Raw genomic sequence first — 14543 nt, 5'->3', positions numbered from 1 at the left:
ACCAGTCAACCCCAGAAAATTGCTGTTGACATTTTGACCTTCATCCATTCCAGATAAAAAAACCCGCCGCGCCGCGAGCGGTTTTTTTTAATGCATCAATGACGCCTAAGAGCCCTTAGGTCAGATTTCAATACCAGGCACAATTGAGCGCAGCAAGTATTAACCAAAGCCTCTGCAGCAGACAGTTGCCATAACGACTGAACAGACCCTTCCCTATGTCAGAAGAGATACTCAAAGTCTTGCTTGAGACAGTCACAAGCGACATCAGCCTTCAGGAGAAACTGCAGGCTGCAAAGTCGCCCGATGAAGCGGGAAGAATTGGTATAGAACACGACCATGAGTTTTCTGCTGACGGCTTTAATCAGTTGAGCAATGAAGAGCCAGAAGGAATCGCCGGGGCAAGAGCTCTAGTCCAACAAACGCAATCATTTGGGGCAACAAATACATTTTGTAAAATGCGACTCAGGATATCCAGGATACGCCTGACAAATGCGCCACAACTTTTACGAAAGCCAAAACCAATCAGACAACACCACACAGCATAAATATTAAAACCAAAACACCCTAAAAAATAATCACCTAAGCGGCCAATTGTCAAGCCATAACCGGAATTCAAAATCCAGTAGGATATCGACAGAAGCAGTACAACCAATAAAACACTCACACAATCAGTAGTGGAAATACTGAAACGTGGTCGTAGAATCGAGCTTCGAGGAAGAGAGAAATTCTATTCAATTGAGGACTGCTCTACTACACGTCAACGATGCCGGCAGCCCCCCCCACCCCACCGGTGGAGTCAATGCGGTGGATTAGACGGAGCTGTACGGACAGATGAAATGCTGATGCGAGAGGTGTTAAAACCAGAGTTGAATCACATAAACCAGAAGCTCGAACCCATGAAAAACGTTGCTTTGGGCTTGATTTGCATTCTCACCAATGCAATGCCCGCCATTGCTTGGGAACCTGGAGATGACTGGCGGGATGACCAATGCGAATCGGTTATCGATGGAGCCGACAGGGTTGCCAATGTCTGTAGAGGTGTTTATGGGAGAGGAGAAGTATTTTTAGGTATTTACTGGAATGACGGAGCTGAAGTCGTAGGCCCATGCAACGCAACTGAAAGCTGGCCGATGGAGTACCGAGGGCTATCACGTGTCGATGCTTATGACTGGCTTGTTGGGTATTGCGGTTGGTGAGCCATGAGTTCAAGAATGCCATTAAAAAATAATCCCAGGGTTAGTCATTAATTCGATTTGAGTGGAATTCCCCTTCCCTCAAGTTTTCCTCGATAAAACGTCATTACAAGCTGGTATGACACCGTTTCCAGCCAGCTGTCTTCGGCATGGTTTCCCATGCCTCGATGACGTTGTGCCTGAGCATTCGCCTGACCACGGGCTCACCAGCTCCGCAGTATGACCTGGGCTCAACGAGCACCCACTATGTGTGTGAAGTTGGCATGTCGTTTCTGAAACTTAATGAAGATCTGATAGACCTATTAACGCATTGATCGCGCAAGCACCTCCCTCATTCCGAACCCCAGATTCTCCGCAATACAGCAATGTCCTAATCAGTAAAAAACTGAGGAGGACTTCCGGGCCGTGGTTTGTAGGCCATCACTGTCACCCCAGCATGCGCCGAGGCACTTGAAAAAGGCTGGTTGTCATAGAGACAATCCCCATCTACATCGGAGAAGGGGTGTTCAAGGCCAAGAGCATGGCCAAATTCGTGCAGGAATAACCATACGGGATCTTCTTGACCTGTAGCTATTCCTCGACACCCATTTAAAATCATGATGTATTGGGTACCTTCGGTATTCTGAGCAACAGCCCCCTCTTTTCCGTCGTTCTTGTCGCAGTATCCCAGAATTACTAGGTCAGCATCTTTGGCACGCCGAACCCCCCTGAAATCAAGACTGATCAAGCGATCGGTGGCCCTAATCAGCTCGATGCCAAGGGCTTTTTCTTCATCATAGAAAGGATCTGACTCGATAATTTGCCATGGGGAGCCAGGTTTAATTACTCCTTTGGCATTGCCGTACACCACTTGATAGCGACGTCTCCGCATTTCAAAGAAGTAGTTGATCGATGTGCGTCCTCCAAGGAACTCCTGGTCTGCAGCATTCCATGGTGCTATTAGAGCCCGAGCTGTTGGTTGGTTGTCACAATATTCCGCGAGAGCTGGCAGAGGTCCCATTAACCAAAAGCAAGCTGCCGTGAATAACGTCCATCTCTTCATAGTGAATCTTGCTCAGATTTCCAGTAAAAACAAAGCGTCCACTCAAAAGCAGACCAGTCTCAAGAAGTATGTGGCAATAACATATTGATTATACTCAGTCATAACTGAGTTATAAAAGCTGCAGACCATTGCTTCCCGGGCGTTCATCAATCAACCGATACCATTCTTGGGCGCATGCCTGTCGACAAGTGACCTTCTCCTTGTCGGGCATCGATGAAGCCTGAAGGAATCTGACACCCAGCGCCCCAAAACTCTGCTTTAAGAGGCGGAGATCCACATCTGAACCACCCGCCTGAAACATGCCCTCCCAGCGAAAGACCAACTGCTTTGAAGGCAGTTGGTCTCTCAACCGAAAAACTGGAACCACTGCCTGAGATAGCTCCAGTACCCCCCTGTGCAGGGTCGCCTCTTATCAACCTCAGGTATTCAAAACAATGTGATAGCAATGAAAACCCTTTATACGACTGGTCTGAAAATTGCCTTCTAAGCAGTCGGTCGATGGTTTGAATTCACTAGGGGGCCTCAGTTTCAGCAAGGATTTCAGCCAACACCCGCCGCGATTAAGCGCGGAGCGGGTTTAGTGCCCTTGAGCCTTGGGTTCGCCAGCTTCTGCATGGGCTGATTCCAACCTGGAAGACAAGCTGAGCCATTCACCAAAAGCTCACCAGAACCTGTTAGGCACTGCACCAGAGCTGTGCAGTGTGGTTCACCAGAGGGGCTGTGATCTTGAAGGAGTCGATGGGGCAGCACCCCACACAACACTCAACTGACTTACTTCAAAACAATGACTGAACAAAACACTCATCATGAAACCATCGAGCTGAAGGATGAGCTTCTTGAAAACATCTCCGGAGGTCTTGATATAGACGACGACCACGATTTGGATACGAGCTGGTGGTACAAAGGAATCAACCGCATCCGTGAAAGAATGGGTTTGCATCCACTTTCTTGATCAATTCCCCCGCCATACGCGGGGTTTTGATTGGACTCCCTGCGGATACGTTGCGCCTGCTGACCGTTGCCATGACAGCTGAAGAGACCCGCTAGCGATGTCCCTAGAACAACGGAAAGCATTTTTTGGAAAAAGTGAAAGGTGATAGCAACCTTCAAGACAAACCCAAAATAGCTAAGTCTTCTGAAGATGTCGTGAGCATCGCTAAAGAACATGGTCATGAATTTACTGCTGATAAGTTCAGTCAGCTCAGTGAAGAGGAGCTGGAAAACGTGGCTGGTGGCTGCCAGTACTCGACGGTCTCTCTGGTGGCTTTCAATGCTCAGTGCGATGGAGCAAACGCTCCTGGCACCAGCTGATGGCTTGAACCGTAATTTCAAACTCATCATCAAAGCCCCTGCATCGACAGTCGCTTTGATTTCTTCAACAGCCTGACTAATCCCCATAAATCAGCCTTCAATACCTGGCACGATTGAGCGCAGTTGAGCAGAGGTAGACAAAACTAAATTATTGATTCTTGCCAACCTAAGTGATGATCACCAGGCAGAGATGGGCTCACTGCTACAAACTATCCAGGGTGTGAACCCTGAATCATTGGGAAAAATTCGGACTGTCACCAGAGGTTGTGAGAGAACGTTTTTTATGAAAACGGCAAAAATTGATTGCCAAAACTTCAGCTGTTGCCGCGACACTGTTTTCTATCTTATATCCGAAAGCCACGGAATATTTTCCTAATTTGCAATTCACCAGAAGTGCTGTTGATTGCCTAAGTCCATTGTCTGCAAAGATTGGATTCTTAGCCGTTATTGCGAGTGCATATTCAGCAGGTTCATCCCAAGAACGCGCATAATTTATTGAGATCAGGGGATTGGTGAAGCTGAAATTTCCATATTCGATATTTGAGTCATAGAGTCCTTCCGCATTGGCAGGCGCCAACAGAGAGCTAAGAGAAAGGGCTGCTGCAGTGAGTGTGGTGCGGATCATTTATTAAGTGCTATCGGCACAGCTTGACAAGCAAATGCACTTCTGTGTGCAATCTGATCAACAAACCTGGCTGAAGCGAGTGGATTGATAGGGGCGGCCTCGCTCTGCTGAACCGAGAACTGATCCTCGAACAGTGCAGGCAGGAAATGGAGTCCAATTCGAGGCAAAGAACAGCTGCTCAAAAGGCAGTCGGTCGACGGTTGGAATCCATCAGGGGGCGTCAGTTACAGCAGGGCTATTCAGCCAAAACCAACAGCCCTGAAAACGGTGAGGGTTTTGTGCCCTGGAGCCTTGGCGTCGCCAGCTTCTGCCTGAGCTGATTTCAGCCTGAAAAACGAGTCTGAGCCATTCACCAGAAGCTCACCAGCACCCCTTGAGTTCTTCACCAGAGCTGGGCAGTGGGGTTCACCAAAAGGGCTGTGATCTTGAAGGAGTCGAGGGGTCAGAACCCAAACATCCACCCCTTGAAATCATGACAGAAGAACTACTTAAAGGTTTCCTGGCTGACGCCAAAGGCAATACCAAACTTCAAGAGCAGCTCAAAGCAGCTGCTGATGCTGACGCTGTTGCTTTCATTACCAGAGAAGCGGGATTTAGCATCTCTGCAGACGGCTTGAACAAAGCTCAATCGGAGATATCAGATGAAGAATTGGAGAGAGCAGTTGGAGGCAGAAGATTGAGTCCAGCCTTCTGCACTTTGGGTCAGTCACCGGCCATTAATAGTTGCCTGGATGGCGCACTGAAAAAGTGGTAATTGTCAGCCACTCATCCAAAGTACCTGAAAAGCTTTTTATTGCATGAGTCACATCCAAATCCTTTAAATCAGCCTCCAATACATGGCACGATTGAGCACACTTCAGCAAAAGCGAATAAAACCGACTTTTTAAAATGGGAAATTGATTAGGCACATTGCAGTCCCCGCAAATGCAGGTTTTGTCCTGAAGCGTCATCCTCCTCCGCTTATGACATACACCGACCCCTAAGGGCTCGCCCCAGAATTTCTTTATGCCTGAATGTTTGAAGCTTATTTGGCTTTTGCCATCTCTTTGATCAAAGTTTCGATTGCTCCGGGTGATCCTTTGATTTTCTGAACTGCCCAAAGCAGCTGACTCAAGACATTCGATGAAGGTTTGGTTCTGACCCGAGAACTCAGTACCGATCAGCTTGTAAGCCGTTTCTGAGCTCTCGTAATGAACAACGCACACTTGACGTTGTCACCAGGCAGCTCCTGAAACAGTCCATCCATAACGGCGCAACTCTTTCCAGAGCGCGATCGCATCCTCGTAACGCATGTTTCTTCGCGTCTTCAGGAGTGCTGGCTGTCCATCTCGCATTTCCCTGCCGTGGTCAACGATCACCCGAACGTCTTGCTCCCAGGCCTTCGGATCTCGATGGAACCTGACTGACCAATGCTTGTCCGCGTCCGTCAGCCAGCCTTCCATTTGATGCGATCTCGACAGACAAAAGCCACACGAGGCGTCCTGTGTCGCCGGATACATGGGCCCTGCTCCCACGCTTCAGCTCCTCTTTTCTGCTGGCAGCTTCAGTCACAATCAAGCCATGGTTCATGAGGCAAACCAGAGCTTCACGGAGTTCTCATGGCTCATGTCTCTTTTGTCTTAAGTCAATCGGGCTGACTATCAGGCGTAGGCATTCACTGGTCAACCACTCCGGATGAAAGAAGCAACCAGATCAATCCGGTGAACAGCAGATACCCAACGAGCACCGGATTGGGCCCGATGGTGATGATCAGCACGCAAGCGATGATGGCGCTGGCCACAAAGCCGATCAGCGGATTCCACCTCTGTTCACGGGTGGGCTTCAAGACTTGTGGTCGATCACAGGGCCAACGATGGTGACCTAGAGGTTGCCAGAAGAGGTTGACAAGAGTCTGTAACCAAATGCACCCGTTTGCACTGCTTGATAAGCAGCTACGAAAAGCCATTGAAGAGGGGGGCCTTGCACCCACCTGATGGTGATCTCAAGACCCAGCGACACGGGATTTATGACCTTGATCCACAACGAGCCAGCCAGCATCTGCTGAACATGGGCCCCTCCACCTGTCTTTGCTCTCCAAGCAGACTCAACAACGGTCCAGCCAATTTTCTTATCCCTGACAGGACCGCGTTGGCTATCAGATCGTGCTCAGCAATCAAGGCAGCGCAGTGGCCCAGGTAGAAGTACCGGCTACAGAAGATCGGCATGCAGGACATCCATCAGCCGGGGAACCTGCTCCAGCAGAGCCACTCCAACAAGGTCCTGAAACCGAACCTCGCAGGACGGTTGGCCTCCACCCAAGTGTTTTCGAGCAGGCATAGACCGATGAAGCAGCTCTGATTAAGCCCCATGGAAAGCGCACCCCAGATCAACATCGGTATCCCTCAGGAACAGCGCGAGCAGATCGCTGCTGGGCTCAGTCGATTACTGGCTGATACCTATGTGCTCTATGGAAAAACGCATGGCTTCCACTGGAACGTGACCGGTCCGATGTTCAACACCCTGCATTTGATGTTCATGGACCAGTACACCGAGCTTTGGAACTCCCTGGACGAGATCGCCGAGAGAATCAGGGCTCTGGGCATCGTGGCCCCCTATGGCGGCGCGACCCTTGCCGGACTGGCATCGATCAAGGAAGTCAGCCAACCACCTGCTGCTCTCGACATGGTGCGCGAACTGGTGGCTGGCCATGAGGCCGTGGCCAGAACCGCTCGCAGCATTTTCCCGCTGGCGGAGGCCGCCAGCGATGAACCCACCGCTGACCTGCTGACCCAGCGGCTGCAGATTCACGAGAAAACCGCCTGGATGCTCAGAAGCCTGCTGGAGGATTGAAAAAGGCCTACTGGGGGGAAGTTATCCAATGGGTAATCCGAGCAGGGTCAGTCATGATCCCCATCCGTAGCGATGTGGTGGCTTGTCATTCCAGAAACTGCAGACCTTCCTCCCGGTCGTTCATTAACCAACCAACACCGTGCTTCGGTACATGGCGATCAACAGGTGAGCGGTCCTTGTTTGGAATCACGCCACGTTGGATAACAGGAGCTGCCGCCATCAAGGCAAGATCAATACGTACGGTTGGCTCCACACTGATCGATGGATGGTTTGAATCCATCAGGAAGCGTCAATTACAGCAGAGCTTTTCAACCGTCCCTTCCCACCTCATCGTATGGGCGGTGCGCTGACGATTGGCGATGAGTTTTGAAAAGCCGAGATTCTTTTTAAGCGTGCGGGCAAGACGCGGATGTCGGAGGAAGCGGACTGGCAGGCTGCGCGCGATGTTGTGAGCGACGGATCGAGATGAGGGCCAGCCGTGGCTGAAGGCGAGGCACACCAAGAAGCGGGAGCTGTTGGACCTAACGGCGATCACGCACCGCATTGATGCGTGGCGGTATGCGGTGCACTACTGCCAGAAGCCCTATGCGCTGGATCGTGCCCCGGAGATGTGGTGATGGAGGCTGAAAACGGAAGATGTAAATTCAATCCGTCAATGCCTTGAAAAATAGTTTGAGAAAAATCCTCCCGACCACGATTGCAGCCGTAGCCCAGTTCACACTACTTTTTTCCATCACCGAATCGAAAGCGGCAAAAATCGAACGCTACGAGTGGAAAACAGAAGCCATCAAAGCGTGCATTAGCTGGCTAAAGAGAGGCACAAAATATACTTATCATGACGACGGAACATGGCTTGAGGACAACAACCGAATCTGCGTAGACGGGAGCGAGAATTATGATTCAACAGAGATCACTGGAATGGAAGACCCATCAATAGAATCCAAGAACTATGACAACATGCCAAATCCTGTTGAAATGAAAATCATCAAGTTCTTTGATTACAGAGAAGATGATGGAAGATCACTTAATCAATAAAAACAGGAACAATCGGCATGGATGCTTTCGTCAAGCGTGCGAGGGCAGTCACCTCTGATTGAGCACTGTTGAGATCTGGTGATGGCGAGCGCATTGCGAAAGTGAGTGTTCGTACGCGATATGGATTGGCACCAGATCAGGGGAAATAAAGTGGTGAAAAGTGTGGAGGATTATTTACACCAAACCTTGATCCAGGCTCAGGCGTGAAGTGTATACAGCGATAAAACAATATCAATGCAGCTTGAGTGGAGAGTCCGACTATAAGCAATGAGAGTTGTACTCATTATCCAGCAAAGCCCCTAGCAATGCGTGGCCTGTTTATTGAATCAATCACACTCAAATTCTTTAGATTAGCCTCCAGCGCCTTGCGCGATTGAGCAGAGGCAGCCAGAACTTATCAACGATCAAAACTGCTATCAAACAGCAACTCAAACCAACACTCGTACAGCGGCAGCCATCAACTCCGCTAACCGGTATTGGTGCCATGGCACTGCACGGAGGTCATGCGGTTATTGCCCACGAACTGAGAGAACGTAAGATCATTTAGCCCGATCAGATCAGCCGCACATGCATAGCAGTGGCGGAATGAATCGGAAGCGCGCACTTCCCCTTTACTTCGCCAGATGCAGCGGTAACAGTGGCAGTCATTAATCTGCTGTTGCTATTGCGGTTAGCTCTTGGGGCATGAGCTTGAGCAATGGTTGCCAAGCGAAGACCACAGCAAACCAGGGCACGGGCAGAGGCTGAAACCGAGATTCTGGGAAAGGGTCGATGGAGTCAGCTCCGAACTAACGGCCGATTGCACACACCTGCCTAGAAAGACGCTGACAGGCAACGGTGCCAATCAGATACCAATCTGCTGAGAATCGCCAAATCAGCTGCCGTGCCTGGGAGCGTGTCGACATCGCGCGGATACCATACAAAAATCGCCTACGGGTTGAAAGGTGCCCAGCAAGGAACGGTGTGGCTGGCTGTGCAAAATGCGGATGGGTCACATCTGCCGGTTCCAGAACGACTTGATCACCGCCCACTCTCAGTGGGTCATTGTGGAAACCAGGCCATGACGCGGAGGTGGTCAGCAGGTCATTAGACACATGCTCAGGCATAACACTATGGAAATACAGGAAAGAAGGTCGACAATCAATTTCAGTGCTATGAAACAGAGCCTATCTGAAAAAAACGATGAAATTTATCAACAAACTAATATTAGCAGCCTTCTTCTTTATGATTGCTGGGTGCTCATCCAAGCTTGAGAGACAGCTTCTGAGATGCGCAGACTTTGACGCATCTCAAATCACGATAGCTACAGCCATGAAGCGCCTGGGGCTAACTGCACAACATACAAATGTCATGAGCGAGATAGAGATCGTCAATGAATACTGCGATACTTTGGACTAAAGCTCTCCAATTGTCTTGGCCAAGACAATTATTACGCATTGGCTAACAGCATCAGAATTAGCCAACTAACAGATATTGCGCCACAACGCCGTCGAAGCCTGGGAATCGATGCATAAGCCTGGCGGAGGTCAGTGTTGGACGCCTAAGCGATGATGGCTAGGCAAAAGGCTTAACACGTTTTCAAACGGTGACTTCTTTCCGTACATTGACTGCTTGCCACTCCAGGCACCCATCTGCATATCAAACCTTTTCGCGATGCCGAGAGTCAAAAAGTGAGCAGGAATTTCCTTCATACCTGCATCTGTCTCTTTGATACATATGAGGTAGATTAGCTCAATATACACATTCGCCACCCTGCACGATTGAGAGATGGCGAGTGTCGGGCGATCATTCAATCACCTTCAAAACCCCAAAAATCAGCCTCAAATACCTGGCACGATCGAGCGCAGATCAGCAGAAGTTGACAAAACTGACTTTTTATAATGTGGTGTTGATAGGGGACATTGCAGCCCCACCAAGTGCGCGGGTTTCATGGTTTGCCTGCTAAGTGAACAGAAGTGATCACACTTGCCGACGACGGCTGTTTTAAAAGACGCCCTTTTAAGGATCGACTTTTTTGGTATCAGCCAAGAACCGTCGGCGTTCCCAGGCTGTGAGACGTCTGCTGTCATCAAACACAATGCTGAGCTGCTGAAACAACCCCACACCGAGCAGACCGCCGATCTCCAGCTGAAAGGCACCTTCCGGCAGATACTCAGGCACCGAAAAAACCAGCGCATCCTGCATGACGGCAGTCCTTTCATGGCGCATGAACTGATCTGGAACAAAAACCGACGGCTGAGCTGTACTCACCTGACCGATGCAACCAGGCTGTGGCCGGAACGTTTCCACCACACCAGACCAACCCCGCAGCGGTGCCAACATCGCCTCTGCAGTCCTGAATGCAGGACGTTCCGGTTCGGGCACCGAAGCCCTGCGGCAACGGAAACCAACGGCGCCCACTAACTGCAGACGCCATCGCGTCCCCAGTGGCTCCCAGATCAGCACCAGCATGGACCGGGACCGACCATGAAACAGATTGATCTCGTGGCCGAAGCGTCGGCGGTCAAGATCTGGCACAAGACTGGACTGACCTCCAGCTCCTTGGAATTGCCAGCATCCGCCGCCGGCGTTGTAGGTGCTGCGACTGATGTCATACCTGGCCTGGCTGCCGGGGGCGAAGAACAATCCAGATCCATCCCAGACGCCGGTGTCGGAATCGCTAAAAGAGATGTCGTACGTCGTGGGATCCATCACCCTGACCGGTGATGCCAGATCAAGTCGATCCTCCGTATTACGCCCGAACCAAGCACCACGGCCCTGCCAGCACCCCTGGAAGTTGAGCCGATTCAGCGTCCATTGATCCATCATCACTGACACAATCCCAGGCCCACGAACTCCCTAGGGTCACCTCTAATCACACCCGAGGCATGGCGCTGAAAATCGTCGGTCGCGACTAGCTCAGCAATATTCTGGCGCATCAGCAATCGTGGTTAAAACCAATCTGGCTCAGGATTCCCAGCCCAGTGATCAGCTCGATCACAAGGCCAATGACATAGCTCAGCATCGCCAGACGAGCATTCAAGATCTCAGCGAACCTGCTGGAACCAAATCTGTTTTGAGTTGAGGTTCTCATGTCTTGGATTGATTGATTGATTGAGCTTCACAGTTGAAAGACTTTGATCTGCTGAGATCAGTCCGCTACAGCTGAAATGCTGCTTAGAGCTTCTGGGGAGCTGGTAGTCAGAGGGTCAAGCTGATTCCAAAACTGGCTTAACAGGTAACACTGAGCACACAAGTGGAATGCTGGGACAGATTCTTTTTACTTGGATGGCAAAAAAACGCAGAGAAGCTACTTTCCAAAGATCGAAAAAACGTAAAAGCCTGGGCTGAAGATTCAGCAGAAGTCAATGCCAATAAAAATCCAGACTTCGGAAGTGGATTCAAATTCAACCCTGAAACATTGAGCCCTGTTCATTTGAAATCATTACTATTAACCGATGCCTATCTAGTTCAAACTGCCGTTCCTGGGGCTGCATTGATCAGTAGCGACTGGAATGTAGAAAGGGGCCCTAATCGAATAATAGAAGAGCGATACGAAGTACTGACTTGAGCCCCAATCAACAATTCACCATTCCCGCCAGGTGTATGTGAGTGGAAGGAGGGGGGGGGGGGGTATTCATGGCAATTCATTCGATCCCCCGTTGCCAGTGAATATGACTGAACTTCAGACCAAATCTGACTACCCCTTCAAACAAAGGATCTTGAAACCGTATCTTCTTGTGCGGCTGCCCCTCTCCCGGCTTCTAAACAGCAGGCTTAGACAGAAAGGGTCCCAAACGGAGACACATCATGTCACAAGAACAACTCCAAGCATTCATCAACCAACTACAAGACAACAAAAGCATGCAGGCCGCCCTTAACAAGGCAACTGACTATGAAACTGTTTCCCTAATCACTCAGGAAGCAGGACTAAAAGAAACTTTTGAGGAACCACGCATGGAACTGACAAACCAAGATCTGGAAAGTGCTGCTGGTGGAACAATCACTCTTTCAACAGGCTCATGCGGCAACACATGCACGGCCACATGCAGCACATGCGCAAGACAGTGTTAGAGAATAAGAACTTGCTAATCCAATCTAACAACAGAATCTAAAACCACCACGAAGCCTCATGGTGGTTTTCCATACCCGACAAGCTTGACAAGGATCAATTAACTTAGTCAAGCAACAAAACCCTTTCAAATCAAAGCCTTGAAAGGGTCTCTGGATGACAGAAATTCGCAGGTAACAGTAGCACAAATAACATCGATTACCAGCTGTTTATCCAAATTGCGCCAACGATTGATTGGGTAAAAATGAGGTTTTTTCATACCACGACAGCCAACGCAGCGCGCCGTGCACACCGTTGCTATAAATCTCACAGCGAGGCAGGAAACCATGTCCCCAGAACAACTCAAAGCTTTTTTAGAAAAGGTCAAAAGCGACACCAGTCTTCAGCAGAAACTAAGAGAAGCAGGCAATGCCGAAGCTGCCGTTGCCATAGCTGAAGAAGCAGGTTTTTTGATTTCTTCTGACGATTTGAAGGACGCTCAATCAGCGGACCTTTCAGATGAAGAATTGGAGGGCGCCGCTGGCGGAGGAGACTGTGTTCTCGGTCGGGCGTTGAGTTGTTTGATATTGGGAAGTTACGCGAAACAGAAGGGTTAGGGTACTCATCAAAGCTCAATCAGCAAAAGGGGCTTTTCATTTCTTCAGACACGAGCTAAATCCCGTTAATCAGCTTTTAATGGCCTACACAATTGTACAGAGGTAGACTACACAAAATGGCGATTCACCTCCACTTTATAGTGATTTTTGGGGGCTGTCCTGAACGCTTTTGAGCCACGCCTGGTATTCCTCGCAATCTCTCTGTTCGAGCTCCACCTTGGTTGCGGATGGTTGGTTTTCTTCGGCTTGCTGCCATTCCCGCCAGCATTTCATGACCTCATAGTTGCGACTTTCAATGTCCTTATTGAACACTCGACGAACGAGAGTTGCAGTAGTCGAGAATCAAGTGTTCGGAAATTCTTGATGGCCTGAGTCCAAAGGCAATTATCCGCGCTGGCACATTCCGCAAAACTGGAAGCTTGAGCAAAATTCGAAGCAGCAAAGGCAACCTGAAGGGTTGGGCATTAATGAGAGCGTTCTTAATGATGCGGTTCTGCACCATGGTCTGAAAGCCCTGAATCGAATGAACTGCCCCCTCCCGCTGCAATTGCACAGTCTCCAACTGATCTAAGCCGATAGATTCTCGTTTTAGCGCTTCTGTGAGCAGATTTGCAGCCGAGATTGCATCCTGAATCGCCACATTGATTCCTACGCCTCCGACTGGGGACATCACATGAGCAGCATCGCCGATCAGCAGAAGCCCAGGCTGATACCACCTCTTCACGAAACTGGACTGAACGGATAAAACAACAATCTGCTTCCAGGTCTGCAGCACATGCACCCGGTCTGCAAGCCAGCACACATGACGGCTCAGATCTCTGCGAAAGGCGTCTAAGCCAGCAGCCTTGGTGGCCCCAAACTGTCCTTTTAAGAGCAAATAACCAACCTGCCACTCCCTGTCACGCTCAAGGAGCACAACCAGATGAGCTCCGCCAACGTGGAAGCGGAGCTGATCATGGGGATCGTCAAGCCTGCGAGGCACGCGGAACCAAAGCACATCCATCGGTGGTGAGGTGTTCTGCGATTCAGCCCCACAGAGACTGCGAACCTTGGAAAATCGCCCATCTGCTCCCACAGTGAGAGTGGCACGAACCTCATGCAGTTCATGCCGCCGATCTCGGTAGCGCACTCCATGCGTGGTGCCACTCTCTTGTATGAGTTCCTCCACCCGAGCTCCCATCACCAGCTCAAAACCTGAATAGCGACTGGCTTCTCCAGCGATGCAGTTAAGAAACTCAACTTGCGGAAGCACAGCAACAAACGGGAAGCGCGTTTTCAGGCGACGAAAATCCGCCAAGTTGGTGAGTAGTCCCTCAGAACACAGCTGAGCCATCTCCATTCGGCCATGCGGTATCTCAAGAACACGCTCGGCGAGACCGATCTGATCGAGGGCTTCAAGAATCGCTGGGTGAATCGTGTCTCCACGGAAATCTCGATCAAAGTCGATCTGAGACTCCAAAACTGTGACCTTGATCCCCTGACGAGCCAACAAAAGACCAAGCATGAGTCCGGCGGGCCCACCCCCTACGACGCAGCAATTCGTCGTGCGATGCTCGATGACGTTGTGACCCATAGCTGATCGATCAGCTCACAATTGCATCATGAGCCGAAAGGCATGAAGAAAAGCCTGGCGTTACCGCAGGCGTATTGAAAGCCAACAACTCTGATTTGAAGGCGGGGGAGTCAAGCCATACCCCCTTGGTCATTATCAACAAGCCGATACTGTTCTTCGATGCATGCCGATCAACAAGTGGTCTGTCCTTGTTCGCCATCTGCGCTGTCTAACGAAATCGCCTGACCATCAAGAGGAAGAGCAACTCCCTAAGGCCGGCCGTTAGTCGATTCAAAGGCAACTGGCTAC

Annotated in this window: 19 protein-coding genes; 11 read left to right on the top strand and 8 right to left on the bottom strand. The window is 50.2% G+C overall.

Annotation, left to right across the window (positions count from 1 at the left end):
• Positions 1 to 215: 215 nt before the first annotated feature.
• Together SynBIOSE41_RS14880 and SynBIOSE41_RS14875 are read left to right on the top strand one after the other, a co-directional pair.
• Entirely contained in the window at positions 216 to 545 is a 330-nt protein-coding gene (locus SynBIOSE41_RS14880) for a Nif11-like leader peptide family RiPP precursor (RefSeq protein ID WP_186538631.1), read from the top strand.
• A gap of 291 nt (positions 546 to 836) precedes the next feature.
• On the top strand, positions 837 to 1196 hold the full coding sequence (locus tag SynBIOSE41_RS14875; protein ID WP_186538629.1) for a hypothetical protein: 360 nt from the start codon (positions 837 to 839) through the stop codon (positions 1194 to 1196).
• 367 nt (positions 1197 to 1563) lie between these two features.
• Here SynBIOSE41_RS14875 and SynBIOSE41_RS14870 read toward each other — a convergent pair whose 3' ends face one another.
• Positions 1564 to 2193, bottom strand: coding sequence for a M66 family metalloprotease (locus SynBIOSE41_RS14870; protein WP_222930551.1), 630 nt, complete (start codon positions 2191 to 2193; stop codon positions 1564 to 1566).
• Between the two features lie 826 nt (positions 2194 to 3019).
• On the opposite strand from SynBIOSE41_RS14870, the gene SynBIOSE41_RS14865 reads away from it, so the two are divergent.
• Both SynBIOSE41_RS14865 and SynBIOSE41_RS14860 read left to right on the top strand, forming a co-directional pair.
• On the top strand, positions 3020 to 3187 hold the full coding sequence (locus SynBIOSE41_RS14865) for a hypothetical protein (RefSeq protein WP_186538625.1): 168 nt from the start codon (positions 3020 to 3022) through the stop codon (positions 3185 to 3187).
• 134 nt (positions 3188 to 3321) lie between these two features.
• On the top strand, positions 3322 to 3546 hold the full coding sequence (locus tag SynBIOSE41_RS14860) for a Nif11-like leader peptide family RiPP precursor (RefSeq protein WP_370594138.1): 225 nt from the start codon (positions 3322 to 3324) through the stop codon (positions 3544 to 3546).
• Positions 3547 to 3778: 232 nt separating this feature from the next.
• Here SynBIOSE41_RS14860 and SynBIOSE41_RS14855 read toward each other — a convergent pair whose 3' ends face one another.
• Positions 3779 to 4171: a hypothetical protein gene (locus SynBIOSE41_RS14855; protein ID WP_186538621.1), complete on the bottom strand. Its 393-nt coding sequence runs from the start codon at positions 4169 to 4171 to the stop codon at positions 3779 to 3781.
• A gap of 146 nt (positions 4172 to 4317) precedes the next feature.
• Between SynBIOSE41_RS14855 and SynBIOSE41_RS14850 the strand changes: the two genes are divergently transcribed.
• A complete protein-coding gene (locus SynBIOSE41_RS14850; protein WP_186538619.1) occupies positions 4318 to 4491 on the top strand; it encodes a hypothetical protein in 174 nt (57 codons plus the stop codon).
• Positions 4492 to 4643: 152 nt separating this feature from the next.
• Positions 4644 to 4925 (top strand): Nif11-like leader peptide family RiPP precursor, encoded by a 282-nt coding sequence (locus SynBIOSE41_RS14845; protein ID WP_186538618.1) that lies wholly within the window; start codon positions 4644 to 4646, stop codon positions 4923 to 4925.
• Positions 4926 to 5385: 460 nt separating this feature from the next.
• Here SynBIOSE41_RS14845 and SynBIOSE41_RS14840 read toward each other — a convergent pair whose 3' ends face one another.
• The 3 genes from SynBIOSE41_RS14840 to SynBIOSE41_RS18195 form a co-directional block, all read right to left on the bottom strand.
• The gene (locus tag SynBIOSE41_RS14840; protein WP_186538616.1) at positions 5386 to 5613 is read right to left on the bottom strand and encodes a DUF1651 domain-containing protein; all 228 of its coding nucleotides are present in this window, start codon (positions 5611 to 5613) and stop codon (positions 5386 to 5388) included.
• 212 nt (positions 5614 to 5825) lie between these two features.
• Positions 5826 to 5996: a hypothetical protein gene (locus tag SynBIOSE41_RS14835; RefSeq protein WP_186538614.1), complete on the bottom strand. Its 171-nt coding sequence runs from the start codon at positions 5994 to 5996 to the stop codon at positions 5826 to 5828.
• 362 nt (positions 5997 to 6358) lie between these two features.
• A complete protein-coding gene (locus SynBIOSE41_RS18195) occupies positions 6359 to 6487 on the bottom strand; it encodes a hypothetical protein (protein WP_255475811.1) in 129 nt (42 codons plus the stop codon).
• Between the two features lie 30 nt (positions 6488 to 6517).
• On the opposite strand from SynBIOSE41_RS18195, the gene SynBIOSE41_RS14830 reads away from it, so the two are divergent.
• The gene (locus SynBIOSE41_RS14830) at positions 6518 to 7000 is read left to right on the top strand and encodes a Dps family protein (RefSeq protein WP_186538612.1); all 483 of its coding nucleotides are present in this window, start codon (positions 6518 to 6520) and stop codon (positions 6998 to 7000) included.
• 85 nt (positions 7001 to 7085) lie between these two features.
• Here the strand turns inward: SynBIOSE41_RS14830 and SynBIOSE41_RS14825 are convergent, their stop codons facing one another.
• Complete coding sequence (locus SynBIOSE41_RS14825) at positions 7086 to 7280, bottom strand: hypothetical protein (RefSeq protein WP_186538611.1); 195 nt, start codon at positions 7278 to 7280, stop codon at positions 7086 to 7088.
• A 380-nt stretch (positions 7281 to 7660) separates the two neighbouring features.
• On the opposite strand from SynBIOSE41_RS14825, the gene SynBIOSE41_RS14820 reads away from it, so the two are divergent.
• Positions 7661 to 8035, top strand: coding sequence for a hypothetical protein (locus tag SynBIOSE41_RS14820; RefSeq protein WP_186538609.1), 375 nt, complete (start codon positions 7661 to 7663; stop codon positions 8033 to 8035).
• Positions 8036 to 10033: 1998 nt separating this feature from the next.
• Here SynBIOSE41_RS14820 and SynBIOSE41_RS14815 read toward each other — a convergent pair.
• Positions 10034 to 10843, bottom strand: coding sequence for a hypothetical protein (locus tag SynBIOSE41_RS14815; protein WP_186538607.1), 810 nt, complete (start codon positions 10841 to 10843; stop codon positions 10034 to 10036).
• Positions 10844 to 11270: 427 nt separating this feature from the next.
• On the opposite strand from SynBIOSE41_RS14815, the gene SynBIOSE41_RS14810 reads away from it, so the two are divergent.
• From SynBIOSE41_RS14810 to SynBIOSE41_RS14800, 3 genes are all read left to right on the top strand, one after another.
• Entirely contained in the window at positions 11271 to 11585 is a 315-nt protein-coding gene (locus SynBIOSE41_RS14810; RefSeq protein WP_186538605.1) for a hypothetical protein, read from the top strand.
• A 239-nt stretch (positions 11586 to 11824) separates the two neighbouring features.
• Entirely contained in the window at positions 11825 to 12088 is a 264-nt protein-coding gene (locus SynBIOSE41_RS14805; protein ID WP_186538603.1) for a Nif11-like leader peptide family RiPP precursor, read from the top strand.
• 324 nt (positions 12089 to 12412) lie between these two features.
• The gene (locus tag SynBIOSE41_RS14800; protein WP_186538601.1) at positions 12413 to 12682 is read left to right on the top strand and encodes a Nif11-like leader peptide family natural product precursor; all 270 of its coding nucleotides are present in this window, start codon (positions 12413 to 12415) and stop codon (positions 12680 to 12682) included.
• 301 nt (positions 12683 to 12983) lie between these two features.
• Here SynBIOSE41_RS14800 and SynBIOSE41_RS14795 read toward each other — a convergent pair whose 3' ends face one another.
• A complete protein-coding gene (locus tag SynBIOSE41_RS14795; RefSeq protein WP_186538599.1) occupies positions 12984 to 14255 on the bottom strand; it encodes an FAD-dependent oxidoreductase in 1272 nt (423 codons plus the stop codon).
• Between the last annotated feature and the right edge of the window lie 288 nt (positions 14256 to 14543).

The organism is Synechococcus sp. BIOS-E4-1, from assembly GCF_014279995.1.
Classification (GTDB): Bacteria; Cyanobacteriota; Cyanobacteriia; order PCC-6307; family Cyanobiaceae; genus Synechococcus_C.
This window is presented reverse-complemented; position numbering and strand designations above follow the sequence as displayed.